Source organism: Micromonospora sp. NPDC051006 (genome assembly GCF_044456245.1).
Classification (GTDB): domain Bacteria; phylum Actinomycetota; class Actinomycetes; order Mycobacteriales; family Micromonosporaceae; genus Micromonospora.
This window is the reverse complement of sequence record NZ_JBITFP010000019.1, coordinates 1-23,834: the sequence shown is the minus strand read 5'-3', so window position 1 is coordinate 23,834 and position 23,834 is coordinate 1. Positions and strand designations below refer to the sequence as shown.

At 72.0% G+C, this 23,834-nt stretch carries 20 protein-coding genes; 6 read left to right on the top strand and 14 right to left on the bottom strand.

What is annotated here, in order from left to right; genetic code table 11:
• Positions 1-24: 24 nt before the first annotated feature.
• Positions 25-855 (top strand): GDSL-type esterase/lipase family protein, encoded by an 831-nt coding sequence (locus ACIBBA_RS24380; protein WP_396700282.1) that lies wholly within the window; start codon positions 25-27, stop codon positions 853-855.
• A gap of 97 nt (positions 856-952) precedes the next feature.
• Here ACIBBA_RS24380 and ACIBBA_RS24375 read toward each other — a convergent pair whose 3' ends face one another.
• The gene (locus ACIBBA_RS24375) at positions 953-1,429 is read right to left on the bottom strand and encodes a winged helix-turn-helix transcriptional regulator (RefSeq protein WP_396700281.1); all 477 of its coding nucleotides are present in this window, start codon (positions 1,427-1,429) and stop codon (positions 953-955) included.
• Positions 1,430-1,485: 56 nt separating this feature from the next.
• On the opposite strand from ACIBBA_RS24375, the gene ACIBBA_RS24370 reads away from it, so the two are divergent.
• The gene (locus ACIBBA_RS24370; protein WP_350871070.1) at positions 1,486-2,001 is read left to right on the top strand and encodes a PaaI family thioesterase; all 516 of its coding nucleotides are present in this window, start codon (positions 1,486-1,488) and stop codon (positions 1,999-2,001) included.
• 167 nt (positions 2,002-2,168) lie between these two features.
• Here the strand turns inward: ACIBBA_RS24370 and hisS are convergent, their stop codons facing one another.
• Together hisS and ACIBBA_RS24360 are read right to left on the bottom strand one after the other, a co-directional pair.
• The gene (gene hisS / locus ACIBBA_RS24365; protein WP_396700280.1) at positions 2,169-3,497 is read right to left on the bottom strand and encodes a histidine--tRNA ligase; all 1,329 of its coding nucleotides are present in this window, start codon (positions 3,495-3,497) and stop codon (positions 2,169-2,171) included.
• 57 nt (positions 3,498-3,554) lie between these two features.
• Positions 3,555-4,274, bottom strand: coding sequence for an MBL fold metallo-hydrolase (locus ACIBBA_RS24360; protein ID WP_396700279.1), 720 nt, complete (start codon positions 4,272-4,274; stop codon positions 3,555-3,557).
• Between the two features lie 259 nt (positions 4,275-4,533).
• On the opposite strand from ACIBBA_RS24360, the gene ACIBBA_RS24355 reads away from it, so the two are divergent.
• Together ACIBBA_RS24355 and ACIBBA_RS24350 are read left to right on the top strand one after the other, a co-directional pair.
• Positions 4,534-5,418: a peptidylprolyl isomerase gene (locus tag ACIBBA_RS24355; RefSeq protein WP_396700278.1), complete on the top strand. Its 885-nt coding sequence runs from the start codon at positions 4,534-4,536 to the stop codon at positions 5,416-5,418.
• Between the two features lie 60 nt (positions 5,419-5,478).
• The gene (locus ACIBBA_RS24350) at positions 5,479-6,321 is read left to right on the top strand and encodes a peptidylprolyl isomerase (RefSeq protein ID WP_396700277.1); all 843 of its coding nucleotides are present in this window, start codon (positions 5,479-5,481) and stop codon (positions 6,319-6,321) included.
• A 244-nt stretch (positions 6,322-6,565) separates the two neighbouring features.
• Here the strand turns inward: ACIBBA_RS24350 and ACIBBA_RS24345 are convergent, their stop codons facing one another.
• The 9 genes from ACIBBA_RS24345 to ruvC all read right to left on the bottom strand — a co-directional run bounded on the left by ACIBBA_RS24345 (position 6,566) and on the right by ruvC (position 17,583).
• On the bottom strand, positions 6,566-9,052 hold the full coding sequence (locus tag ACIBBA_RS24345; protein WP_396700276.1) for a RelA/SpoT family protein: 2,487 nt from the start codon (positions 9,050-9,052) through the stop codon (positions 6,566-6,568).
• A gap of 170 nt (positions 9,053-9,222) precedes the next feature.
• Entirely contained in the window at positions 9,223-9,789 is a 567-nt protein-coding gene (locus ACIBBA_RS24340) for an adenine phosphoribosyltransferase (protein ID WP_357059813.1), read from the bottom strand.
• 107 nt (positions 9,790-9,896) lie between these two features.
• Positions 9,897-11,084, bottom strand: coding sequence for a protein translocase subunit SecF (secF, locus tag ACIBBA_RS24335; protein WP_396700275.1), 1,188 nt, complete (start codon positions 11,082-11,084; stop codon positions 9,897-9,899).
• A 1-nt stretch (position 11,085) separates the two neighbouring features.
• Entirely contained in the window at positions 11,086-13,005 is a 1,920-nt protein-coding gene (secD, locus tag ACIBBA_RS24330) for a protein translocase subunit SecD (RefSeq protein WP_396700274.1), read from the bottom strand.
• 259 nt (positions 13,006-13,264) lie between these two features.
• Entirely contained in the window at positions 13,265-13,624 is a 360-nt protein-coding gene (gene yajC / locus ACIBBA_RS24325; protein ID WP_350871085.1) for a preprotein translocase subunit YajC, read from the bottom strand.
• A gap of 120 nt (positions 13,625-13,744) precedes the next feature.
• A complete protein-coding gene (gene ruvB / locus ACIBBA_RS24320; RefSeq protein ID WP_350871087.1) occupies positions 13,745-14,815 on the bottom strand; it encodes a Holliday junction branch migration DNA helicase RuvB in 1,071 nt (356 codons plus the stop codon).
• Positions 14,812-15,414, bottom strand: coding sequence for a Holliday junction branch migration protein RuvA (gene ruvA, locus ACIBBA_RS24315; RefSeq protein ID WP_350871089.1), 603 nt, complete (start codon positions 15,412-15,414; stop codon positions 14,812-14,814). Before ruvA ends, ruvB begins: the two co-directional genes overlap by 4 nt.
• A 17-nt stretch (positions 15,415-15,431) precedes the next feature.
• Positions 15,432-16,847 (bottom strand): RNA-guided endonuclease TnpB family protein, encoded by a 1,416-nt coding sequence (locus tag ACIBBA_RS24310; RefSeq protein WP_396700273.1) that lies wholly within the window; start codon positions 16,845-16,847, stop codon positions 15,432-15,434.
• A 208-nt stretch (positions 16,848-17,055) separates the two neighbouring features.
• Positions 17,056-17,583 (bottom strand): crossover junction endodeoxyribonuclease RuvC, encoded by a 528-nt coding sequence (gene ruvC / locus ACIBBA_RS24305; RefSeq protein WP_396700272.1) that lies wholly within the window; start codon positions 17,581-17,583, stop codon positions 17,056-17,058.
• Positions 17,584-17,832: 249 nt separating this feature from the next.
• On the opposite strand from ruvC, the gene ACIBBA_RS24300 reads away from it, so the two are divergent.
• Both ACIBBA_RS24300 and ACIBBA_RS24295 read left to right on the top strand, forming a co-directional pair.
• The gene (locus ACIBBA_RS24300; protein WP_396700271.1) at positions 17,833-18,615 is read left to right on the top strand and encodes a 3-hydroxybutyrate dehydrogenase; all 783 of its coding nucleotides are present in this window, start codon (positions 17,833-17,835) and stop codon (positions 18,613-18,615) included.
• A gap of 14 nt (positions 18,616-18,629) precedes the next feature.
• A complete protein-coding gene (locus tag ACIBBA_RS24295; protein ID WP_396700270.1) occupies positions 18,630-20,549 on the top strand; it encodes a helix-turn-helix domain-containing protein in 1,920 nt (639 codons plus the stop codon).
• Positions 20,550-20,654: 105 nt separating this feature from the next.
• On the opposite strand, the gene ACIBBA_RS24290 is transcribed toward ACIBBA_RS24295, so the two are convergent.
• Both ACIBBA_RS24290 and ACIBBA_RS24285 read right to left on the bottom strand, forming a co-directional pair.
• Positions 20,655-21,263 (bottom strand): TetR/AcrR family transcriptional regulator, encoded by a 609-nt coding sequence (locus ACIBBA_RS24290; protein ID WP_396700269.1) that lies wholly within the window; start codon positions 21,261-21,263, stop codon positions 20,655-20,657.
• An 11-nt stretch (positions 21,264-21,274) separates the two neighbouring features.
• Positions 21,275-22,843, bottom strand: a complete 1,569-nt coding sequence (locus ACIBBA_RS24285; protein ID WP_396700268.1) for an MFS transporter — start codon at positions 22,841-22,843, stop codon at positions 21,275-21,277.
• Between the last annotated feature and the right edge of the window lie 991 nt (positions 22,844-23,834).

Here is a 23,834-nt window from a genome sequence, read left to right as displayed (position 1 = left end):
GGCACCCGCGACCCGGAGGCCACCATGTCCCCCATTCGACGCCTGCTCGTCCCGCTCGCCGCCCTCACCGCGCTCGCCCTGCTCCCCGCCGCCCCCGCCGCCGCCGATCCCGGCCCACCGCCGAGCGCGATGGCCAGCCTCGGCGACTCGATCACCCGCGGCTTCAACGCCTGCGGCTGGTACGTCGACTGCACGTCCCGGTCCTTCAGCACCGGTGACAACTCCGCCGTCAACAGCCACTACCTGCGCATCCGCGCGGTCAACGCGGCCATCGGAGGGCGCAACCACAACGACGCCCGGTCGGGGGCGAAGTCCGCCGACATGTACGGGCAGGCCGGCACCGCGGTCGGCCAGGGCGTCGGCTACGTGACCATGCTGATCGGCGCCAACGACGCCTGCACCAGCTCGGAGTCGAGCATGACCCCGGTCAGCACCTACCGGGCCAACATCGACGCCGCGTTGAACCGGCTCAAGACCGGGCTGCCCACCGCCCGGGTGCAGCTGATCAGCATCCCCGACATCCGCCGGCTCTGGTCGGTCGGCAAGGACAGCGGCAGCGCCCGCAGCGCATGGTCGCTCTTCGGCATCTGCCAGTCGATGCTGGCCAACCCGACGTCCACCGCCCCGGCCGACACCGACCGGCGCAACCGCGTACGCCAGCGGGTCGTCGACTACAACACCCAGCTCGCGCAGGCCTGCGCGGCGTACGGCCCGAACTGCGACTTCGACGACAACGCGGTGTTCGGCTACCCGTTCACGCTGAGCCAGCTCTCCGGCTGGGACTACTTCCACCCGAACGCCACCGGCCAGCAGGTGCTGGCGAACGTCTCGTACGCCGCCGGCTTCCGCTGGTGACCACGCACCGGCGGGTGGGCGACCGTCCCCGCCCGCCCGCCGGCGCGGCCGGTCAGCGCGGTCAGCGCGGTCAGCGCGGTCAGCGCGGTCAGCGCGGTCAGCGGATTCGGCGACGGGCGCCCGGGCCCGGTCGCGGCACCACGTCGCGCGGTGACTCCACCGGGTGGCCGCTGTCGCAGCGCAGCGCGACCCGGATCTCGGCGCCGCAGTCACGGTGCTCGACGGCCAGCGGCGAGCCCTCCGGATCGGCCAGGTAGCGGTCACCCCAGCCGAGCACGGCGACCAGCACCGGCCAGAGGTCGAGCCCCTTGTCGGTCAACCGGTACTCGTGGCGCACCCGGCTGCCCGGCTCCCGGTACGGCTCGCGGCGCAGCACGCCCTGCTCGACCAGGGTGGCCAGCCGGTTGGTGAGCACCTGGCGTGGGATGCCGGTGCGGATCCGCATGTCGTCGAAGCGACGAATGCCGTTGAAGACCTCCCGGAGCACCACCAGGGTCCACCGCTCGCCGAGGATCTCCATCGCCCGGGCGATGGTGCAGTTCTCCACCGACCAGTCCAGCGCAGGGGGCCTCATGGCGACCAGGCTAGGTCTCGTTGACAGACTCAGCAAGCGACTGACACCCTGAGTCCATGACGCAGACGCAGGACGCCACGCGCAGCCGCACCTTCTCCTGGTCCGACCCGGCGGAGAACGCTGCCGCGCTCGGCCGGCGCGGCGGCCTGGAGATGCTCCAGGCGATGCTCGCCGGCGAACTACCCCCGCCACCGGTGATGCAGTTGCTCGACATGTCCCGGATGACGGCCGACGAGGGACGCGTCACGGTGGAGATGGTGCCGCAGGAGTTCCACTACAACCCGCTCGGCACCGTCCACGGCGGAATCCTCTCCACCCTGCTGGACACCGCCGCAGGCTGCGCCGTGCACAGCACGCTGCCGGCCGGCGTCGGCTACACCTCGCTGGATCTGAACGTGAAGTTTCTCCGCCCGGCCACCGTCGACTCCGGCACGCTGCGCTGCGAGGGCACCGTGCTGCAACGTGGCCGCCGCACCGCCCTGGCCGAGGCCCGCCTCACCGACGCCCGCGGTCGCCTGGTCGCCCACGCCACCAGCACCTGCCTGATCCTCCCGCTAACCCCGGACGCCTAACCCCAACCCCCGGCCCCGGCCCCGCCCCCGGCCCCGCCCCCGGCGATCATGCAGTCGTGGTGCCTGGTACATCCCGAAAAGCGGGATGCGTCCCCCACCACAACTGCATGATCGACGCGGGAGTCGGGAGCGAGCGGGGAGCGAGTCGCGGGGGCGGGCGGGTTGGGTCAGCTCACCTGCGGCTTCAGGTCTGCCGGCGGCGCGGTCCAGGTGTCGGCGGTGGCCGGCGCCTGCTCGCCGGAGCGGATGTCCTTGACCTCGTCGACGGCGCCGTCCACGCCGGGGAACCAGACGTACGGGATGCCCCGCCGCTCGGCGTAGCGGATCTGCTTGCCGAACTTCGCCGCGCTCGGCGACACCTCGGTCGGCACCCCGCGCCGGCGCAGCACGTCGGCCACCCGGTTGCTCACCGGACGCTGCTCCTCGCTGGTCACCGCGACCAGGACGCAGGTCGGCACCTCCCGGGAGACCGACAGCCCGCCGGTGCCGAAGAGCAGGCCGAGCAGCCGGGTGACCCCGATCGAGATGCCCACCCCGGGGAACCGGACCGAACCCGAGCTGGCCAGGTTGTCGTACCGGCCGCCGGAGCAGATCGAGCCGTACCGTTCGTAGCCGCGCAGCTGGGTCTCGTAGACCGTGCCGGTGTAGTAGTCCAGGCCACGGGCGATCCGCAGGTCGGCGACGCAGAGGCCGGGCGAGTGCGCGGTCGCGGTCTCCATCACCCGGACCAGTTCCTCGATTCCCTCGTCGAGCAGCGGGTCGGTGACCCCGAGGGCGCGCACCGCGTCGGCGAAGGACGCGTCCGGCGCGGAGATCTCGGCCAGCGCCAGGACCGCCTTCGCCTGCGCCTCGCTCGCCCCGGACGTCTGGGCCAGCAGCTCGGCCACCTTCGCCGGGCCGATCTTGTCCAGCTTGTCGACCGCGCGCAGCGCCGCCTCCGGGTCGGTGAGCCCGATGCCCCGGTAGAAGCCCTCGCAGATCTTGCGGTTGTTGACCTGGATGCGCACCGGGGGGATCGGCAGCGAGCGCAGCGCGTCGCCGATCACCAGCGGCATCTCCGCCTCGTGGTGCGCAGCGAGGGTGTCCCGGTCGACGATGTCGATGTCGGCCTGGAGGAACTCGCGGTAGCGACCCTCTTGCGGCCGCTCCCCGCGCCACACCTTCTGGATCTGGTAGCGCCGGAACGGGAACTGCAGCTTGCCGGCGTTCTCCAGCACGTACCGGGCGAACGGCACGGTCAGGTCGAAGTGCAGCCCGAGCGAGTCGTCGCCGGCCGGGCCGTCGGCGTCGGCCTGCAACCGGCGGATCAGGTAGACCTCCTTGGAGGTCTCCCCCTTGCGCAGCAACTGGTCGAGCGGCTCGACCGCGCGGGTCTCCAGCGGGGCGAAACCGTACAGCTCGAAGGTGTTCCGGATCCGGTCGAGCACATACTGCTCGATCATCCGCTGCGGCGGTGACCACTCGGGGAAGCCGGAGATGGGCGTGGGCTTGCTCATGATGCTCCGTTCACAGACCCGCGCGGCCCGCGCGGGGAGTAGAGTCGGCGCGGCCGGCTACAGGCCGCGGGTGGGTGCGGCCGGGCGCGCGTCGCCGGACTCCGCCACCTCGATGAGGTACGGGTTGGTCGCGCGCTCGCGGCCGATGGTGGTCGTGGGGCCGTGGCCGGGCAGTACGACGGTCTCGTCGGCCAGCGGAAGGATCTTGTCCCGCAGGCTGGTGAGCATCGCCGGCATGTCGCCGCCCGGCAGGTCGGTGCGGCCGATCGAGCCCGCGAAGAGCACGTCACCGGAGAGGCAGACCTCGTCCGCCTCCCAGCGCGAGCCGGCGCCGGGCATCCGGAACAGCACCGACCCGCCGGTATGGCCCGGTGCGTGGTCGACGGTGATCTCCAACCCGGCCAGCGCGAGGGTGGCGCCGTCGGTCAGCTCGGCGACGTCCTCCGGCTCGGAGTAGGTCAGCCGCCCGCCGAAGAGCGCCCTGAGGTCCGCCGACAGGCCCTTGGTCGGGTCGGCCAGCATCTCCCGGTCGCCGGGGTGGACGTACGCGGGGATGCCGCGCGCCCCGCAGACCGGCGCCACCGAGAAGGTGTGGTCGAGGTGGCCGTGGGTGAGCAGCACGGCGGCCGGATGCAGGCGGTGCTCGGCGAGCAGGGCGTCGAGCCGGTCGAGTACGCCGATCCCGGGGTCGACCACCAGGCACTGCTCGCCGGGCGCCGTGGCGACCACGTAGCAGTTGGTGCCGAAGGCGTCGGCGGGAAAGCCGGCCACGAGCACGTCCGCTCCCCTTCCGTCGAGCTGCCGTCCGTCTGCCAGCAGCCTAACCGGCGGCACGAGCGCATTAGGCGGACCCATCAGTCCCGCCGTTCCCGCCCGGCACAGTGATCCGCTCCGTTAAGCGCAGCCGGGACCTCGTACACCACATTCCCAGCCGGTGGCCGTACACTCTGGCGGGCGTGTGGCGTGGCGCACTGGCCCGCCCGGGCGGGGGACGCCCGCCGCCGGTGACGACCAGCGTAGAGGAAGGGGAGCACGGGTGGCTTCCAGCAGGGACCGGCAGCGCAAACTGGCGCGGGCCAAGCTCGACCGGCAGATGGCCCGTCGGGCCGGACGGGTCCGGCGCCGGCGGCAGATTCAGGCCGGCGTGGGCGCCGCCCTGGTGCTGGCGCTGATCGTGGCCGGCTCGGCCTGGGCGTTGGGCGCCTTCGACTCGGATCCGGCGGAGAACAGCGCCGCCGAGGAGGTCTGCCTCTGGACCCCGCAGGACGCCTCCGCGAACACCAACCTCAAGGACGTGGGCACCCCGGCCACCACCGGCCTGCCCACCGAGGGCACCCGGGCAATGACGGTGACCACCAACCAGGGTGCGCCGATCACCGCCGAGCTCGACCTGGCCTCGGCGCCGTGCGCGGCGGCGAGCATCGCCCACCTGGCGAGCCGGTCGTTCTACGACAACACCAAGTGCCACGAGATCACCGCCGAGGGCGCGCTGCGCTGCGGCGACCCCAGCGGCACCGGGCTGGGCGGCCCCACCTACTCGTTCTACGACGAGAACGTGCCGGACGGGCCCGAGGCGAGCCCGTCCGCCAGCCCCGCCCCGGGGCAGCCGCCGGCCTACCCGAAGGGCACGGTAGCCATGATCGCCAACCCGCCGGGCGCCAACGGCAGCCAGTTCCTGCTCTTCTTCAAGGACTACAACCCGGAGAAGCCGGCCTACCCGGTCATCGGCAATGTCACCGGCGGCCTGGACGTCCTGGAGAAGGTCGGCGCCCTGCCGACCGTGGACAATGGGACCGGGGCCACGGTCAAGCCCAAGACCGACGTGGCGATCCAGAGCCTCACCGTCGGCGAGCCGGTCACCGGGGGCGCAGCGGCGCCGACCGGCTCCGGCGCCCCGGCGCCCAGCCCGAGCGCCGGCTGACCGGGCAGCCCCATCCCACCCGCAGCGGCACCCAGACAGACAGTCCAGGAGGATCCAGGCGTGACGTCCACCAGAGAGCGGCAGCGCGCGGCGGCACGCGCCCGGCTCGAGAAGGAGATGGCCGAGCGCGCGGCCCTGGCCCGCAAGCGCCGGCAGACCCAGGCGATCGTGGGGGCGAGCCTCGCCCTTCTGCTCGTGGTGGCCGGCACCGTCTGGCTGGCCACCAGCCTGGGTGGCGACGACGACAAGACCGGCGGCACCGAGACCGCCGCGAGCGGCCTCGCCCAGTGCGCCTTCACCGAGATCCCCGCCGATCAGCGGATCAAGGAGATCAAGGACGTCGGGCTGCCGGCCAACCAGCAGTCGAACACCGGTGTGCAGACCATGACGATCGACACCAACCTCGGGCCGATCACCGCCAAGGTCGACCGGTCCCTGGTGCCCTGCACCGCGGCGAGCTTCACCCACCTGGCGGAGAAGAACTTCTTCGACAACAGCAAGTGCCACCGGCTGGTGACCGAGGGCATCAAGGTGCTCCAGTGCGGTGACCCGAGCGCCACCGGCAAGGGCTGGCGGGACACCGACGGCACCGGCGGCCCGAGCTACCGGATGGCCGAGGAGAACCTGCCGACCGACAAGCGGCCCCCCTACCCGGAGGGTGTCATCGCGATGGCCAACTCCGGCCAGCCGGGCAGCACGGGCAGCCAGTTCTTCATCGTCTACGGCGACTCGCCGCTGGACCCGAACTACACCGTCCTCGGCACCGTCACCGGCGGGATGAACATCGTCCAGGACGTGGCGAAGGCCGGCGACGACAAGGCCTTCGCGCAGCAGGCCGGTGGCGGTCACCCGAAGAAGGAGATCGTCATCAAGAAGCTGACCATGAGCGCGCCGCAGTCCTGAGCGCGCCCCGCGTACGACGAAGCGCCCGCCGGTCACCGACCGGCGGGCGCTTTCGTTCGTGATCGACTCGGGTGCACGGATGTCGGAGTGTCCGGTCGCCCGGATACCCCGACTCCCCAGGAGTCGAGTGGATCATGGCGCCGGTGTCGGGGCCCGGTGATCTCGCGAACTGGCGGGCGCACCGACGAGCGCGCCACGGTCGACCCGGCAGGCCGCGCCCTCCGGCCCGGTCAGCCGGGCGGCGTCAGGCGCCGGAGGTGACCCGGTAGGCGTCGAAGACGCCGTCCACCTTGCGGACCGTGGCCAGCAGGTGGCCGAGGTGCTTCGGGTCGGCCATCTCGAAGCTGAACCGGCTGACCGCCACCCGGTCCCGGGTGGTGGTGACCGTGGCGGAGAGGATGTTGACCCGCTCCTCGGAGAGCACCCGGGTCACATCGGCGAGCAGCTTGTGCCGATCGAGCGCCTCCACCTGGATGGCGACCAGGAACGTCGAGGCGGAGGTGAGCTTCCAGCTCACCTCGACCACCCGCTCGCTCTGCGCCCGCAGATCCTCGGCGTTGGCGCAGTCGTCCCGGTGCACGCTCACCCCGCCCGAGCGGGTGACGAAACCGAACACCGCGTCCGGCGGCACCGGGGTGCAGCACCGGGCCAGCTTGATCCAGACGTCGCTGACGCCGCGGACCACCACACCCGGATCGGCGCTGCTCTGCCGACTGCGCGGCGGCCGGGTGGCGACGGCGGTCTCGGCGATGTCCTCCGCCGCGCCCTCCTCGCCGCCGTACGCGGCCATCAGCTTCTGCACCACCGACTGGGCGCTGACCTGGCTGTCGCCGACCGCCGCGTAGAGCGAGGCGACGTCGGCCAGGTGCAGGTCGCGGGCGATCGACATCAACGCGTCGGAGGTGAGCATCCGCTGCAGAGGCATGCCCTGCTTGCGCATCGCCTTGACGATCGCGTCCTTGCCGGCCTCGATCGCCTCCTCGCGCCGCTCCTTGTTGAAGTACTGGCGGATCTTCGTCCGGGCCCGGGGGCTCTTGACGAAGCCCAACCAGTCCTGCGTCGGGCCGGCCGTGTCGGACTTCGAGGTGAAGATCTCGATCACGTCGCCGTTGGAGAGCGTCGACTCCAGCGGGACCAGCTTGCCGTTGACCCGGGCGCCGATGCACTTGTGCCCGACCTCGGTGTGCACCGCGTACGCGAAGTCCACCGGCGTCGACCCGGTCGGCAGCGGGATGACGTCACCCTTGGGGGTGAAGACGTACACCTCCTGGCTGGACAGGTCGAAGCGCAGCGCGTCGAGGAACTCGCTCGGGTCCGCCGCCTCCCGCTGCCAGTCCAGCAGCTGACGCAGCCAGGTCATCTCGTCGATGTGCGCCGGCGGGCCGACGATCTGGGTGCCCTTGTGCTCCTTGTACTTCCAGTGCGCGGCGATGCCGAACTCGGCGGTGCGGTGCATCGCGTAGGTGCGGATCTGCATCTCCACCGGCTTGCCGGTGGGCCCGATGACCGTCGTGTGCAACGACTGGTACATGTTGAACTTGGGCATCGCGATGTAGTCCTTGAACCGGCCCGGCACCGGCTGCCAGTTGGCGTGGATCACGCCCAGCGCCGCGTAGCAGTCGCGCACGGTGTCGACCAGGATCCGCACCCCGACCAGGTCGTAGATGTCGTTGAAGTCGCGCCCCCGCACGATCATCTTCTGGTAGATCGAGTAGAGGTGCTTCGGCCGGCCGGTGGTGTCCGCCTTGATCTTGGCGGCCTTCAGGTCGGTCGAGACCTTCTGGGTGACCTGGCGCAGCAGCGCCTCGCGCTGCGGCTGGTGCTCCCCGATCAGCCGGTTGATCTCCTCGAACCGCTTCGGGAAGAGGGTGCCGAAGGCAAGATCCTCCAGCTCCCACTTGATGGTGTTCATACCGAGCCGGTGGGCCAGCGGGGCCAGGATCTCCAGCGTCTCCTTCGCCTTCTGCTCCTGCTTGGGGCGGGGCAGGAAGGTCAGGGTGCGCATGTTGTGCAGCCGGTCGGCGAGCTTGATCACCAGGACCCGCGGGTCCTTCGCCATCGCCACCACCATCTTGCGGATGGTCTCGGCCTTGGCCGCGTCACCCAACTTGACCTTGTCGAGCTTGGTGACGCCGTCGACCAGCAGCGCGACCTCGCCGCCGAAGTCGGCGCGCATCTGGTCGAGGGTGTATTCGGTGTCCTCGATGGTGTCGTGCAGCAGCGCCGCGACCAGCGTGGTGGTGTCCATCCCGAGGTTGGCCAGGATGGTGGCCACCGCCAGCGGGTGGGTGATGTACGGGTCACCGGACTTGCGGTACTGCCCCGAGTGCCAGCGGGCCGCGGTGTCGAAGGCGCGCTGGAGCAGCCGGGCATCCGCCTTGGGGTGGTTCTCCCGGTGTGTCGAGATCAGCGGCTCGAGCACCTCGCTGACCTGTGAGGTCTGCCAGGGCGCGTTGAACCGGGCCAGCCGGGCTCGCACCCGTCGGCCGGTGGGCGCGTTGGAGAAGCCGAAACCGGTGCCGACCGCCGGCTCGACCGACCCGTCGGCCCGGAACGGGACCACCACGTTGTCGGCCGGCCGCGCGCCGTCGACCGGGTCGGTCAGGCCTGAGCCGTTGCCAGAGCCCGTCACCCGGGCTGTCGCGTCACCGTTCCGGTCGGTCACCGAGCCGTCCGCGTCGCCTGTCGGGTGCAACGTGCCCTCCACCGGAGGGACGACATCGTGGGACACCGGCCTCCTCACCGCTCGCCGGAAACACACCGACCGTGCGCCGGTCGGTCTGGTCTCGTGCCGCCGAACGGTGTACCGCCGGCGTCAGCAAAGGGCAATGCTACCCGCACAGACGGTGCCCTGCCGCTCCGCCGGACGGACCGCGCCTGGCCTACCAGCGGCCACCTGGATCAAACGGTCAGCAGGGCATGGACCGGACGGGGAGCGAGCCGGTCCCGGCCGCCCAGGAAACCCAGCTCCAGCAGCACGGTGAACCCGGCCACGGTGCCGCCCGCCCGCTCGACCAGGTCAAGCGTCGCCGCCGCGGTACCGCCGGTGGCGAGCACGTCGTCCACCACCAGCACCCGGTGCCCCGCGGTGAACGCGTCCTGGTGCACCTCCAGGGTCGCCTCGCCGTACTCCAGCTCGTACGAGGCCGAGTAGGCGGCCCGGGGCAGCTTGCCCGCCTTGCGCACCGGCACCACGCCGACCCCGGTCGCGTAGGCGATGGCCGCCGCGACCACGAAGCCGCGCGCCTCGATGCCCACCACGGCGTCGAACGCGTCCCGCCCGTGGTACGCGATGATCCGGTCGGTCACCTCGCGGAACGCGGCCCCGTCGGCGAAGAGCGGCATCAGGTCCTTGAACGCGACACCCGGCTTGGGGAAGTCCGGCACGTCGAGCACCCGGCTCGCCACCAGCCGGGCGGTCTCGACACCGCTGTCCCCGCGTACCTCGGCGCTGTGGGTCTCCGTCACGGCAGTTCCCGTTTCCCTTCCGACGACGACGGCGTCCTGCATGCTGCTCGCACAGCATGAAGGACGCCGTCAGGTCGGTTCCTACCGGGTCGGCCCCCGGCGGTCGGTCAGCGCCGCTTGGCGCCGCCCGGCCGGTTTCCGCCGCCGCCGGTCGGCCGCCCACCGCGGGCGCCGGTCTGCCGCTTGGCGGCCGGCCGGGCACCCACCTTGGGCGCCGCGCCGGCGAGCGCGGCGGCCTCCGGGTCGACGACGCTCTCGCCGCCGCCAGCGGCGGCGCGCGGTGCGCCCTTCGGGGTCACCTCGCCACGGGCGATCGCGCCCCGCCGGGCCAGGACCCGCTTCTTGTGCGCCTGGATCCGCGGCTCGAAGTCCTTCAGCGTCGCCAGCACCGGGGTGGCGAAGAAGATCGACGAGTAGACCGCGATGAACATACCGACGAAGAGCACCAGACCGAGGTCCTCCAGGGTGACCGCGCCGAGCGGGACACCGATGAAGAGCAGACCACCCACGGGCAGCAGCGCGACCAGACCAGTGTTGATCGACCGCATCAGGGTCTGGTTGATGGCGAGGTTGGCCGCCTCGCCGTAGGTCTGGTTGTTGTTCGCCGTGATGCCCCGGGTGTTCTCCTGGACCTTGTCGAACACCACGACGACGTCGTAGAGCGCGAAGCCCAGGATGGTGAGGAAGCCGATGATCGTCGACGGCGTGACCTCGAACCCGACCAGCGAGTAGACCCCGGCGGTGAGGACCAGGTTGAGCAGCAGCGACGAGACCGCACCGACCGCCATCCGCCACTCGAAGCGGATGATCAGGTAGAGCATCACCAGCGCGATGAAGATGACCAGACCGAGCAGCGCACGCTCGGTGTACTGGCCACCCCAGGCCGCGCTGACCTGGTTGGAGCTGATCTGGTCGGCGTTGATGCCGAACTCCTGCGCCAGCCCGGACTTGACCGCGTTGGCCTGCTCGGAGCTCAGCACGGCGGTGCGGAACTCGTAGAACTCCCCGCCCGCGCCGCCGACCCGCTGGGCCGACTCCACCTCGGTGCTGCCGGCGTCGGCGAGGACCGTGTCGACCCGGTCCTCGGCCTGGTTGAGGGTGCCGACGCTGGCCGGCACCTGGAAGGAGTTGCCGCCCTCGAACTCGATGCCGAGGGTGAAGCCCCGGAACAGGAAGCTCAGCAGCGCGGCGAGCACCAGCGCGCCGGCGATGCCGAACCAGAGCTTGCGCTTGCCGATGATGTCGAGACCGGCCTCGCCCCGGTAGAGGCGAGTGGCCAAACCGCTACCGGCCATGTCAGGCCTCCTTCACGCGCGACGGGCGGGTGGTGGTCTCCCGCTCGGCTTCGGCCGTCCGCAGGACGCGGCCCAGGCCGCTGACCCGGGGCGAGAGGAACGCCTGGGTCCGGGCGAACATCGTCATGATCGGGTGCCGGAAGAGGAACACCACGACCAGGTCCAGCACCGTCGCCAGACCCAGGGCGAAGGCGAAGCCCTTCACCGTGCCGACCGAGACGATGTAGAGCACCACCGCCGCGAGGATCGAGATGGCGTTCGCCGAGATGATCGTCCGGCGGGCCCGGATCCACGCCCGCGGCACCGCGCTACGCGGGCTGCGGCCTTCGCGGATCTCGTCCTTCAATCGTTCGAAGTAGATGACGAACGAGTCCGCCGCCACACCGAGCGAGACGATGAAACCGGCGATGCCGGCGAGCGTCAGGGTGAACCCGATCTGCCGCCCGAGCACGATCAGCGCGCCGAAGACCAGCAGCGCGGAGAGGATCAGGCTCAGGAAGATCACCGAGCCGAGCAGACGGTAGTAGAAGAACGCGTAGATGATGACCAGCAGCATGCCGATGCCGGCCGCGAGCAGGCCGGCCCGCAGGTGGCTGGCGCCCAGGGTGGCGGAGACGTTCTGCTGCTCCTGCGCCTCGAAGGTCGCCGGCAGCGCGCCGTAGCGCAGCTGGCTGGCCAGCGTGCTGGAGTCCTTCTGGGTGAAGTTGCCGGTGATCTGCGAGTCGCCGGTGAGCACGCCCTGGATCTCCGGCGAGGAGACGATCTCGTTGTCCAGCACCACGGCCACCCGGCACTTGCCGTCCTGGCCGAGGGCGGAGGCGTCACAGGCCTGGCCCTCGTTGCCGAACGCCTCGCGGGTCAGGTTGGTCCACTTCTCCTGGCCGTTGCCGGTGAAGTCGAGGCTCACCACCCAGGAGCTGGTCTGGTCCATCACCGCGCTGGCGTCGCTCACGTCGGTGCCGAGCACCTTCGCCACGTCGAGCAGGTACTTCGCGGCGCCGTCCTCACAGGCCACCACCTGCTGCTGCGGGTCCGAGACCGACGCCGGCGGACGCCCGTCGAGCTGGGCGCAGCCGATGGTCGGCACGTTGAACTGCATCTGCGCCGGCAGAACAGCGACCTCCTGCGGGCTGAGCGTGCCGAACGGCTTGAGCTTGTCGGCGAGCGAGGGGTCGGCGGTGAGGTCCGCCGGCGCCTGCAACCCGCTGGCGGCCGACCAGGCGGCCGCACCGACCTTCTGCTCGACGGCCTTGCGCTGCTGCTCGATGCTGGCCGGCACCGGTGCCTCGCTGGCGCTCGGCGCGGGCGCGGCGGCGCTCGGCGAGGCCGACGTCGAGGGGGTCGGGGTGGCGCTCGCGCTCGGCGCCGGCGCCATGCCGCCCTGGCCACCCGACGGCGAGCTGGTCACCTTCGGCGCGGCGCTGCCCGACGGGGTCGGCGTCGCGTTGCCCGAGGGGGCCGGGCTCGCGCTGCCGGACGGGGCCGGCGTCGCGGCCGGCGGGGCGGCGATCGCACCGCTGCCGTCCGCCGCCTTGAGCACCTTGCGGAAGCGCAGCTCGGCCGGGGTACCGACGTTGGTCAGATCCCGGTTCTCGCCGGGCAGGGAGACCACGATGTTCCGGTTGCCCTCGGTGACCACCTCGGCCTCGGCCACGCCGAAGGCGTTGACCCGGTTCTCGATGATCTGGCGGGCCTCTTCGAGGTTCTCCGCCGTCGGGGGCCGACCGTCGACGGTGTTCTTCGCCTCCAGCGTCAGGCGGGTGCCGCCGACCAGGTCCAGGCCGAGCCGGGGCTCGAGCCGGTCGGTGAAGCTGCCCTTGGCGCCGCCCGAGAAGAACACCAAAAGATAGAGGACGACGAAGATGAGCCCGAGTACGGCGAGCTGCCGCCCGGGGCGCATCTGTCCCTGAGGTGGTGCCACGGCTGTCCTGTCTCCCTGTACGGTCGCGCCGCCCCCGCGGCGACGGGTGTCGGGCCGGGATCCCGGGCCGACGGATCCGACCGGGCCCGGCTGCGGTCGGCGGCACGGCGTCGCGGCGGAGAGCGCGGGGGCGCCGACCGGTCACGCAGATGTGCCGACGCCCAGCGTCGACCCGATTATCCAGTTTTGATGTCGCCACCGCCGCCCCGTCGGGAATCGGCCGGTTGGGACCGGCCGGGCTGCCCCGACGGGGGGCGGGTCACTCCTTGACGGTGTCCGCGTCCTCGGTCGCCGGTTCCGCCGGAAGCTCGGCCCGGGTGACCACCCGGGCGATGGCCGGCCGGGCGTACCGGGTCTGGACCCCGGGGGAGACCTCGAGCAGGACGGTGTCGTCGTCCACGCCGGTGACCGTGCCGTAGAGGCCGCCGATGGTGACCACCTCGTCACCCGGGCCGAGCGCGGACTGCATCTCCGCAGCCTCACGGCGGCGCTTCTGCTGAGGGCGGATCATCATGAAGTACATGACGCCGAAGAGCAGAACGATCATCAGGATCGGCGTCAGACCGCCGGCCCCGCCGCTGCCCGCTGCAAGGTATTGCACGGTTACAGACCTTCCCATTGGCCTCCCGCCGGCACCAGGTGTGCCGGAGCGGAGGCGGATTCTCACGTCCTGTACAGACCGCGGCGAGTCTAATCCCTGCACCTGGGAACGCCGAATGCGGCACAGATCACGTTCGGATCACGGCTGATCGGGCGCGGTCGAGAACAGATCGGCCACGGGAGGGGCATCGGCACCAAATGTACCATTCGGTGGCGTACGCCCCAGATGCCGCCAGGCCGCCTCGGTCGCCACCCGCCCCCGCGGCGTACGGGCCAGCAGACCGGCCCGGACCAGGAACGGCTCGCAGACCTCCTCGACGGTGTCCGGCTGCTCCCCCACCGCGACGGCGAGGGTGGAGAGCCCGACCGGGCCGCCCCGGAACGAGTCGACCAACGCGGTCAGCACCGCCCGGTCCAGCCGGTCCAGCCCGAGCGCGTCGACGTCGTAGACCGTCAGCGCCGCCCGCGCGGTCTCCAGGTTGACCACGCCGTCGGCCCGCACCTCGGCGAAGTCGCGCACCCGGCGCAGCAGCCGGTTGGCGATCCGGGGCGTCCCCCGCGAGCGACCGGAGATCTCGACGGCGCCGTCGGCGGTGATCGGCACGCCGAGGATCCGCGCCGAGCGGTGCAGCAGCGCCTCCAGATCGGCCGGGGCGTAGAAGTCGAGGTGGGCGACGAAGCCGAACCGGTCCCGCATCGGCCCGGTCAGCAGGCCGGAGCGGGTGGTCGCGCCGACCAGGGTGAACGGCTCCACGTCCAGCGGGATCGCGGTGGCGCCCGGCCCCTTGCCGACCACCACGTCGACCCGGAAGTCCTCCATCGCGCTGTAGAGCAGCTCCTCGGCCGGCTTGGCGATCCGGTGGATCTCGTCGATGAACAGCACGTCGCCCTCGGCGAGGCTGGTCAGGATGGCCGCCAGGTCGCCGGAGCGCTCGATCGCCGGCCCGCTGGTCACCCGGATGCCCGCGCCCAACTCGGCCGCCACGATGTTGGCCAACGTCGTCTTGCCCAAGCCGGGCGGCCCGGACAGGAGAATGTGGTCGGGCGGGCTGCCCCGGCGCATCGCGCCCTGCAGCAGCAGGTCGAGCTGGTCGCGCACCCGGTGCTGGGCGATGAACTCGGCCAGCCGCTTCGGCCGGACACTGGCCTCCGCGTCCCGCTCCGCGTCCGCGACGTACGCCGAGACCACGCCGTGGTCGGGACCGGTCATCGCGTCCGGCCCAGCAGCCGGATGGCCTGCTTGAGCAGGACCGGCACCGGCGGCGTCGGGCCGTCCACAGTCTCCGCCACCGCGGCGACCGCCTGGTCGGCCTGCGCGGCCGTCCAGCCCAGCCCGACCAGCGCCTGACGCACCTGGTCCGGCCAGGCGCCGCCGACCACCCCGGCCGCGCCGTCGGCGCCCACCGGCACCGGACCGATCCGGTCGCGCAGCTCCAGCACCAACCGCTCGGCGCCCTTCTTGCCGATCCCGGGCACCCGGGTCAACGCGGCGGTGTCAGCGTTGGCGATCGCCTTGCGGACCGCGTCGGGGGTGTGCACGGCGAGCACCGCCTGGGCCAGCCGGGGACCGACCCCGCTGGCGGTCTGCAACAGCTCGAAGAGCTGCTTGGCGTCGTCGTCGGCGAAGCCGTAGAGGGTGAGCGAGTCCTCCCGGACGACCAGGCTGGTGGCGAGTCGGGCCGGCTGGCCGACCCGCAGCTCGGCGAGGGTGCCCGGCGCGCAGTGCACCGCCAGGCCCACCCCGCCGACCTCGATCACGGCCTGGTCGGGGCCGGTCGCGGTCACCACGCCGCGCACGCTCGCGATCATCTGGCTCCTGCTTCCTACTAGTCGCTCATTATTGAGCGGTTCGGATGATTCGCTCTCCGCCCAATGGTGGCCGGGCTGGAGTCCTGGACCGGCAGTCTGGTCCGGCGACGATCGGTCCTGTCCTGCAGGATCTGCTTGACCCTGTGGTGCGGGGTGTGCAGGGCGATGTCGGGGTCGCCAGCTCGCTGCAGGATGTTGATCGCCGCGTTCACGTCGGCCTGCCACACCACCCCGCATGAGGTGCAGTGAAGCCGGTCCCCGCTGCGTCGGCCGAGGCAGCCGCAGCGGTGACAGGCTTGTGAGGTGTAGGCGGCGTTGACGTGCACGAGCGCAGAACCTCTGCGCTCCGACACGTTGACCAGCGCCTCGGCGGTGACCCCTTTGGTCCACGCGGCGAGGCGACGGTTAGTGGCCTTATCGAGCGTTTTGCGTCCGGCGAAGCTCTTGGTGAGGTCTTCGGCGACCACGGTGCGGGCCTTGTCGACGACCCGATGCACGGCGGTGAAGATCTCCGTGCGGACCTGCGCCCGGTGGCGGGCGGCCCGCCGGCTCCGCTTCACGTGTCCGAGGTTGTTGACGTTGATCCGGTGCGCTTTCGCGTGGTTGCCGCGGCGGGCGGCGTTGTTGGCTATCGAGCGCAGCTTGGCCCTGCGGCGGCTGCGTTCCGTCAACCGGTCCGACTCGGCGGCCAGCAGTTGGCCGAGGCCGGTGCCGTGGTAGTCGCCATCGGAGTCGGTCAGGGCTTCGGTGTAGCCCTTGTCGACGCCAATCATCCGGTCACCGCACGGCCGCTGCGACGATCGAATCTGCGACGCCTCGATCTGGTAGTGCACCTCGACCCGGCCGCCGCGCAGGATCAACCGCAGCGTGCCGGTTGGAGCGACCGTCGTGGACAGCGGGATTTTGACCATCTTGCGGCGTTCGAGACCTGGGACCGCCAGCCACAATCGGCCCCGCCCGTCAGCGACTGTGTTGTGCTGGTCGGCGCGCACCACGATCTGATGGTGCGTACGGTTCTTGCCTCGCTTCCAGTGCTTGCGCATCTGTCGGGCCAGGAATGGATCGATGGCCCACCGGTTGTTATTCAGTGCGGTGAACATCCGCTTCCGCTCGCCTGGATCACCGGTGCGCCGGATGATCGCCCGTCGCACCTCGACCTTGGCCGACGCCAGGTTCGCCGCGATATCAGCCATAGCGTCGCGAACGGTTTCCTTCCACGCATTCGCCAGCACGCCGAACCGGACGTGCGTGTCGTCAGCCAGCCACCGGTCCCTGACCTGTCGGTCCTTCAGCCCGGAACCGACGCCATTGATCGAACCGTAACGCTGCCACACCTCGCTGCGCACGCGACCCAGCCTGCGGGCCTGCTCGGTCAAGGCCACGTACTTAGCCGGGTTCTGACGGGCCGAGTAAGCAATTCGGGTGACCTTCACTGCCTGCCACCCGTTGCCGAGCCCATCCTCTTAACCAACTCCCGCCGCGGCGACAGGGACTCCCAATTGACAACAACGGTCTCGCAGACGCGAGCCGCCGGGTGCTCCAGGAACTCGAAACCGAACCGGGCGAGCCGATCCTTCTGTGCTGCCGACAGCGTGGCCACCTCACCCCGGCTGGCCGCATTCATAGAGAGGGATCCCACTACTAGTCCCTCTGTCCTCGTCGTACCCGGTCCGCCGCGGCGGCCAGTCTGGAGCGGGTTCCGCCGCGCCAGATGTGGCAGATCGCCAACGCCAGCGCGTCCGCGGCGTCGGCCGGGCGGGGCGGCTCGGGCAGCCGCAGCAGCCGGGTGACCATCGCGGTCATCTGCGCCTTGTCCGCCTGCCCGGAGCCGGTCACCGCCGCCTTCACCTCGCTCGGGGTGTACGTCTGCACGGGCAGCCCGGCGCGCGCACCGGCGAGCACGGCGATGCCGCTGGCCTGCGCGGTGCCCATCACGGTGCGCACGTTGTGCTGGCTGAACACCCGCTCGACCGCCACGCTCTCCGGCCGGTGCTCCGCCACCAGCTCGGTGAGTTTGCGATCCAGGTGCAGCAGGCGCAGCGGCAGCTCGTCGGCCGGGTCGGTGTAGACCACGTAGTAGGCGACCAGGGTGCAGGGCCGGCCGGGCACGCCCTCGACCACGCCCACCCCGCACCGGGTCAGCCCCGGGTCGACGCCGAGCACCCGCACGCCGCCTCCTCCCCCAGCCGCCAGCAGTACGTGTGTTCGACACCCTACTGGTGGCTCCGAACGCCGGCCCGCCGGGACACGCCGACGCCGGACCGTACGCCTCACATCCCACCGCCCCCCGCCGGCCCGGGCAGGCGACGGCGAGCCGGCGGTCGACCGCGACCGGCCGCGCTCCCACACACCTTGGCGGTGGAGTATGTGTCGCCACCCCATGTGCGCCCGGCCACACAGCTCGTAACTTCTTGCGCCATGACGGCAGAACCCGTGGCGGTCCCCCACGTCGTGAACGTCGACCTGACCGGTCGGACCGCCCTGGTGACCGGGGGTGGCAGCGGCATCGGCCGGGCCTGTGCCCTGCGGTTGGCGGCGGCCGGCGCGGCCGTGCTGGTGGTGGACCGCAACGTCGAGGCGGCGAAGGCGGTGGCCGCCGAAGCCGGTGGCCGGGCCGAGGGGATCGACCTGGCCGACGGCGCGGTGGTGGACCGGCTCGACACGGACGTGGACATCGTGGTGAACAACGCCGGGTTGCAGCACGTCGCCGCGCTACCGGACTTCCCGGCGGAGCGCTTCGCGTACCTGCACCGGGTCATGGTGGAGGCGCCGTTTCTGATCATCCGCCGCGCGCTGCCGCACATGTACGCCCGGGGCTGGGGCCGGATCATCAACATCTCCTCGGTGCACGGGCTGCGCGCCTCGCCGTACAAGGCGGCCTACGTCTCGGCGAAGCACGCGCTGGAGGGCCTGTCGAAGGTGGTCGCGCTGGAGGGCGCGCCGCACGGCGTCACCGCCAACTGCATCAACCCGGCGTACGTGCGCACTCCGCTGGTGGAGAGCCAGATCGCCGACCAGGCGGCCAGCCACGGCATCGCGGAGTCCGAGGTGGTCGAGAAGATCATGCTGGCCCGGGCGGCGATCAAGCGGCTGATCGAGCCGGAGGAGGTCGCCGAGCTGATGGCGTACCTCTGTGCGCCACCGGCGGCCTTCATCACCGGCGCGTCCATCGCGCTCGACGGGGGCTGGACGGCGAACTAGTGGGCCCGCGCACAATGGGCGTCATGTCTTCGCCCGTGGAGTTCCTCGAACTGCTCGCCCGGGAGGCCGCCGCGGTCGAGTTCGAGGGGCCGCTGGTCGCGGCCCGCGCCGCCGGGCTGCCCCCGGACCGGCTCGCCGAGCTGGAGCAGGCGAAGACGGTGGCGCTGCGGGTCCGCGCGCTGCTCGAGCGGCGGCGCCGCCGGGAGACCGAGCTCTCCGGGCTGTACGACACCGTCAGCGACCTGGCCGGCCTGCGCGACCTGGACGACGTGCTGCGGGCGATCGTGCACCGGGCGCGCAACCTGCTCGGCGCCGACGTGGCGTACATGACCCTCAACGACGACGAGCGCGGCGACACCTACATGCGGGTCACCGACGGCTCGGTCTCCGCCCGCTTCCAGCGGCTGCGGCTGCCGATGGGTGCCGGCCTGGGCGGCCTGGTGGCCCAGTCCGGCGCCCCGTACGTCACCGCGAACTATCCGGAGGACGACCGCTTCCACCACACCGGGGAGATCGACGCCGGGGTGGGCGAGGAGGGTCTGGTGGCCATCCTCGGCGTGCCGTTGCGGCTCGGCTCGACCTCCATCGGGGTGCTCTACGCGGCGAACCGCTCGGCCCGCCCCTTCGTCCGTGAGGAGGTCGCCCTCCTGGTCTCGCTCGCCGCGCACGCGGCGGTCGCGATCGACACCGCCCGGCTGCTCACCGAGACCCGCTCGGCGCTGGCCGAGTTGTCCGCGGCGAACACCACCATCCGGGCGCACAGCAGCTCGGTGGAGCGCGCGGCGGCCGCCCACGACCGGATGACCGCGCTGGTGCTGCGCGGCGGCGGCGTGGAGGACGTGGCGGCAGCGGTGACCGAGGTGCTCGGCGGGGCGCTGCTGGCGCTGGACGCGGAGGGCCGGCTGCTGGCCCGGGTCGGGCAGATCACCGAGCCGGACCGGTCGGACATCGTCGAGGCGGTGGCCGCCTCCCGGACCGAGGGACGCAGCGTCCGGCGGGGCTCGCTCTGGTACGCGGCGGTGGTGGCGGGCGCGGAGAACCTGGGCGCGTTGGTGCTGCGCCCGGACGAGGAGCTGGTCGACGCCGACCAGCGGATCCTGGAGCGGGCCGCGCTGGTGACGGCGCTGCTGCTGCTGTTCCGCCGGACGGTCGCCGAGGCGGAGGGGCGGGTCCGTGGCGAGCTGCTCGACGACCTGATCTCCCGGCCGCTGCGCGACACCGACGCGCTGCGCAGCCGGGCCCGGCGGCTCGGGGTGGACCTGGACGCGCCGCACGTGCTGGTGGCGGTGGGCGAGGACGCGATCGCGGCGACCGGCTCGGCCCGGCAGCGGGTGCTCTCCTGGGCCACCACGTACGCCTCGACCCGCGGCGGGCTGGCCGCGGCGCGCGACGGCCGGGTGGTGCTGATGCTTCCCGGTCGGGATGCCGGCGCGAGCGCCCGGGCGGTCTCCCGGGACCTGTCTCGGATCACCGGACGGCCGGTCACCGCGGGGGCGAGCGGCCCGTCGGCCACGCCGGCGTCTTTGGCCGCCACGTTCCGCGAGGCGGACCGCTGCCTCACCGCGCTCGGCGCGCTGGGCCGGGCCGGGCAGGGCGCGAGCACCGCCGAACTGGGCTTCGTCGGGTTGCTGCTCGGCGCGGTCGGCGACGGCGGCGACCGGGACGTGGAGCAGTTCCTCACGGCGACCGTGGGGCCGGTGGTCGACTACGACGCCCGGCGGGGCACCGCCCTGGTGAAGACGCTGGAGGCGTACTTCGGGGTGGGGGGCAGCCTGGCCCGCGCCGCCGAGCAGCTGCACGTGCACGTGAACACGGTGACCCAGCGGTTGGAGCGGGTCGGGCAGCTGCTCGGCGCCGACTGGCAGCGGCCGGAGCGGGCCCTGGAGGTGCAGCTGGCCCTGCGCCTGCACCGCCTGCGCACCCCGGCCGCGTGACCGCCCCCTTCGGGGTCGATCATGCAGTCGTGGTGCCCGACAAGTGGTGACAGGCGCCTTTCGCGCACCACCACAACTGCATGATCGACGGAAGCGGCAGCGCGGTCAGCGGGCCTGGATGCCCGCCAGCACGGTGTCGACGACCTGCCCGGGCAGGGCCTGCTCGTCGAGGTCCGGGTTCCATTGCAGCACGCGCTGGATCAGCATCGGCCCGGTGAGCAGGGCCATGGTCACCTCGAGGTCGAGGTCGGGCCGGAGCAGGCCCTCGGCGATCCCCCGCCGCAGCACCTCGCGCATCAACTGCCGGCGCGGGGCGATGATGTTCTGGTAGAGCCGGAAGTGGTCCGGACTGCGGTTCACCTCGGGCACCAGACAGGGCATGATCTTCGAGGCGCGCGGGTCGACGTTCTTTCCGATCGCGCCGACCAGCAGCACCAGGTCGTCACGGACGGAGTGCCCGGCCGGCTGCGGCAGGATGCCCTTGAGCCGGCGCAGCGCGTCCAGCAGCAGCGCGTCCTTGCCGGCCCAACGGCGGTAGATGGTGGCCTTGCCCACCCCGGCGCGGGCCGCGATCGCCTCGATCGACAGCGCCTCGATGGTGCTGCCCTCGGCGAGCAGGTCAAGGGTGGCCTCGACGATCGCCTCATCGGCGCGGACGCTCCGCGGTCGCCCGGGCGACCGCGGAGCATCAGCAGTGGACGTCATGTCGGACATTGTCCCCGAACCTATGCGGTCTCGGCCAACTCCGGTGCCGCGGCCCGTGCCGCCGGCGCCGGCTCGGTGGCCGCCCGGCCGGGCAGCCAGCGCAGCGCCACCAGGATGCCGAGCGCGGCCACCAGCGCGGAGAGCGCGGCCGCCCAGTGCATGGCGGTGACGAAGGAGTCGTTCGCCGCCGCGAGCAGCTTCGGCGCCGCCGGCCCGAGCTGCCCGGCCGCCGCGTACGCGCCGGAGATGGACTCGTTCGCGGCGTCCCGGGCCTGGGCCGGCAGGCCGGCCAGCGCCGGGTCGACGTCGGCCCGGTAGACCGCGGAGAGCACCGAGCCGAGCACCGCCACGCCGAGCGCGCCACCGACCTGACGGACCGTGTTGCTGACCGCCGAGCCCACACCGGCCTTCTCCCGGGGCAGCGACGACATGATCGACTCCGTCGCCGGCGGCATGATGTTGGCCATCCCGACGCCCTGGATGAAGAAGAAGATCAGCACGACCCAGATCGGGGTCTGCGCGTCGATGAAGGTGAAGGCGCCGAGCGAGATCGCCGTCAGCACCAGCCCGACCACCGCGACCGCCTTGCCGCCGTACTTGCGGACCATCGCCGCGCTGCGCGGGGCGAAGATCAGCTGGGCGCCGGCGAACGGCAGGAAGAGCAGACCGGTCTGCAGCGGGCTGTAGTCGCGTACCAGCTGCAGGTAGAACGAGCTGAAGAACATCACGCCCATCGCGGCGAAGAAGATCAGGCCGACGATCGCGACCGGCGCGGCGAACTGCGGCACCTTGAACAGCCGGACGTCCAGCGACGGGTGGGTGCTGCGCCGCTCGATGTTGATGAACCAGGCGAGCACCGCCAGGCCACCGACGATCGAGACCCACACCACCGGCCGGCCGAAACCGTGCTCACCGCCGTCGATGATGCCGTAGGTCAGCGCGACGAGGCCCACCACCGAGAGGACCACACCGAACACGTCGATCCGGCCCGGCTTCGGGTCCCGCGACTCGGGCACCAGGAGCGCGACGAGGACCACGCCGAGCACGACCACCGGCACGTTGATCAGGAAGACCGAACCCCACCAGAAGTGCTCCAGCAGCCCGCCCCCTAGGACCGGGCCGATCGCGACGGCGAGCCCGACCGCACCGGCCCAGACGCCGATTGCCCGACCCCGCTCCCGCGGGTCGAAGACGTTCGAGATGATCGAGAGCGTCACCGGCATGATGGCCGCGCCGCCGACCCCCATCAGCGCGCGGGCCGCGATCAACTGTCCGGGACTCTGCGCGTACGCCGACAGCAGCGACGACAGGCCGAAGAGCACCAGACCGATCAGCAGGAACCGCTTACGACCGGCGCGGTCGCCGAGCACCCCGAAGGTGAAGAGCAGACCGGCGAAGACAAGGGTGTACGAGTTGATCGCCCACTCCAGCTCGCCCTGGCTGGCACCCAGCCCGTGCGTCGGGTCGGCGAGCGTGCGAAGTGCGACGTTCAGGATGGTGTTGTCGAGGACGACCACGAGGAGGCTGATCACCAGCACCCCCAGGATCGCCCACCTCCTCGGGTGGCCCGTGTTGTCGCGGATCTCCATTGCCGGTTCTCCCCCCGGTGGCCCCGCCCGAAGATACGATACGGAGCAGACTCGTAATCGCAGTCAGCCTAAGCCCACCCATTAACGATACGGAACCGATCCGTATCGTATGTGTCCGGCGTCACCTCTCCCCCTACCGGCCGGCAGCCCAGGGACCAGTCGGCCCGGTGGCCCGTCAGGCGCGGCGACCGGCGACCCGGCGGCCCCGGCGCCCGGTGGCCCGCCAGCCCGGCGACCGGCAGCCCGGCGGCTCGGCGACCCGCGCCCTGGGCCACGCCGCTCGGCGACCCGCGCCCTGGGCCACGCCGCTCGGCGACCCGCGCCCTGGGCCGCGCGGCCCGGCGACCCGCGCCCTGGGCCGCGCGGCCCGGCGACCCGCGCCCTGGGCCGCGCGGCCCGGCGACCCGCGCTGGGCCCGGTGACCGGTGGCCCGTCGGCCCGGCGACCCCACGCCCTGCCGGACGGCCCGGCGGCCCGGCGCCCGGCTGCCCGGCGACCCCACGCCTGGGCCGGCGGCCCGGTGTGCCGATGCTGATCGCCCATGCGCCCCGGACTGTCGGCCCCGATCGCCGGGCGTTGGCGGGTCGGCGCGTTCCCGCCGGCATGCGTGGCACCGCGCGGTGCGGCCAGGTCCAGGTGAGGTGGTTGTCCGTTTCCAGGTCGGATCGGCCGCTGGGCCGAGGCTGCCTGGCCGAGCGCTGCGCCGTACAAAGCCTCCTGGGCGGTGTGGGTGTTTTGGGTGTGACCGGGGGGCATCCCGGGGCCGGAATGGTGGGCCGCCGGGCGTCGTTGAATACCCCCGACGGCCGAGGTAGCAGCCCCGCCCGCCGGCCGGTTGACCCGGTCGGCGACGGTGGCCCGCCCCGGAATGACGGCGGCCAGCCGGTCGTTACACATGGACCCGGCCGATGGGCCCGCCCCCGGAATGATGGCGGTCCGCCGGTCGTTACACCTGGACCCGATGCCGTAAGCCCCCCACGCGTCGGACCCC

Coding starts and splice junctions, on each gene's coding strand:
- ACIBBA_RS24300 (WP_396700271.1), top strand. CDS start 17,833: ATGACGGCAGAACCCGTGGCGGTCCCCCACGTCGTGAACGTCGACCTG.
- ACIBBA_RS24380 (WP_396700282.1), top strand. CDS start 25: ATGTCCCCCATTCGACGCCTGCTCGTCCCGCTCGCCGCCCTCACCGCG.
- ACIBBA_RS24375 (WP_396700281.1), bottom strand. CDS start 1,429: ATGAGGCCCCCTGCGCTGGACTGGTCGGTGGAGAACTGCACCATCGCC.
- ruvA (WP_350871089.1), bottom strand. CDS start 15,414: ATGATCGCGAGCGTGCGCGGCGTGGTGACCGCGACCGGCCCCGACCAG.
- yajC (WP_350871085.1), bottom strand. CDS start 13,624: ATGGGAAGGTCTGTAACCGTGCAATACCTTGCAGCGGGCAGCGGCGGG.
- ACIBBA_RS24370 (WP_350871070.1), top strand. CDS start 1,486: ATGACGCAGACGCAGGACGCCACGCGCAGCCGCACCTTCTCCTGGTCC.
- ACIBBA_RS24285 (WP_396700268.1), bottom strand. CDS start 22,843: ATGGAGATCCGCGACAACACGGGCCACCCGAGGAGGTGGGCGATCCTG.
- secF (WP_396700275.1), bottom strand. CDS start 11,084: ATGGCCGGTAGCGGTTTGGCCACTCGCCTCTACCGGGGCGAGGCCGGT.
- ACIBBA_RS24295 (WP_396700270.1), top strand. CDS start 18,630: ATGGGCGTCATGTCTTCGCCCGTGGAGTTCCTCGAACTGCTCGCCCGG.
- ACIBBA_RS24290 (WP_396700269.1), bottom strand. CDS start 21,263: ATGTCCGACATGACGTCCACTGCTGATGCTCCGCGGTCGCCCGGGCGA.
- ruvB (WP_350871087.1), bottom strand. CDS start 14,815: ATGACCGGTCCCGACCACGGCGTGGTCTCGGCGTACGTCGCGGACGCG.
- hisS (WP_396700280.1), bottom strand. CDS start 3,497: ATGAGCAAGCCCACGCCCATCTCCGGCTTCCCCGAGTGGTCACCGCCG.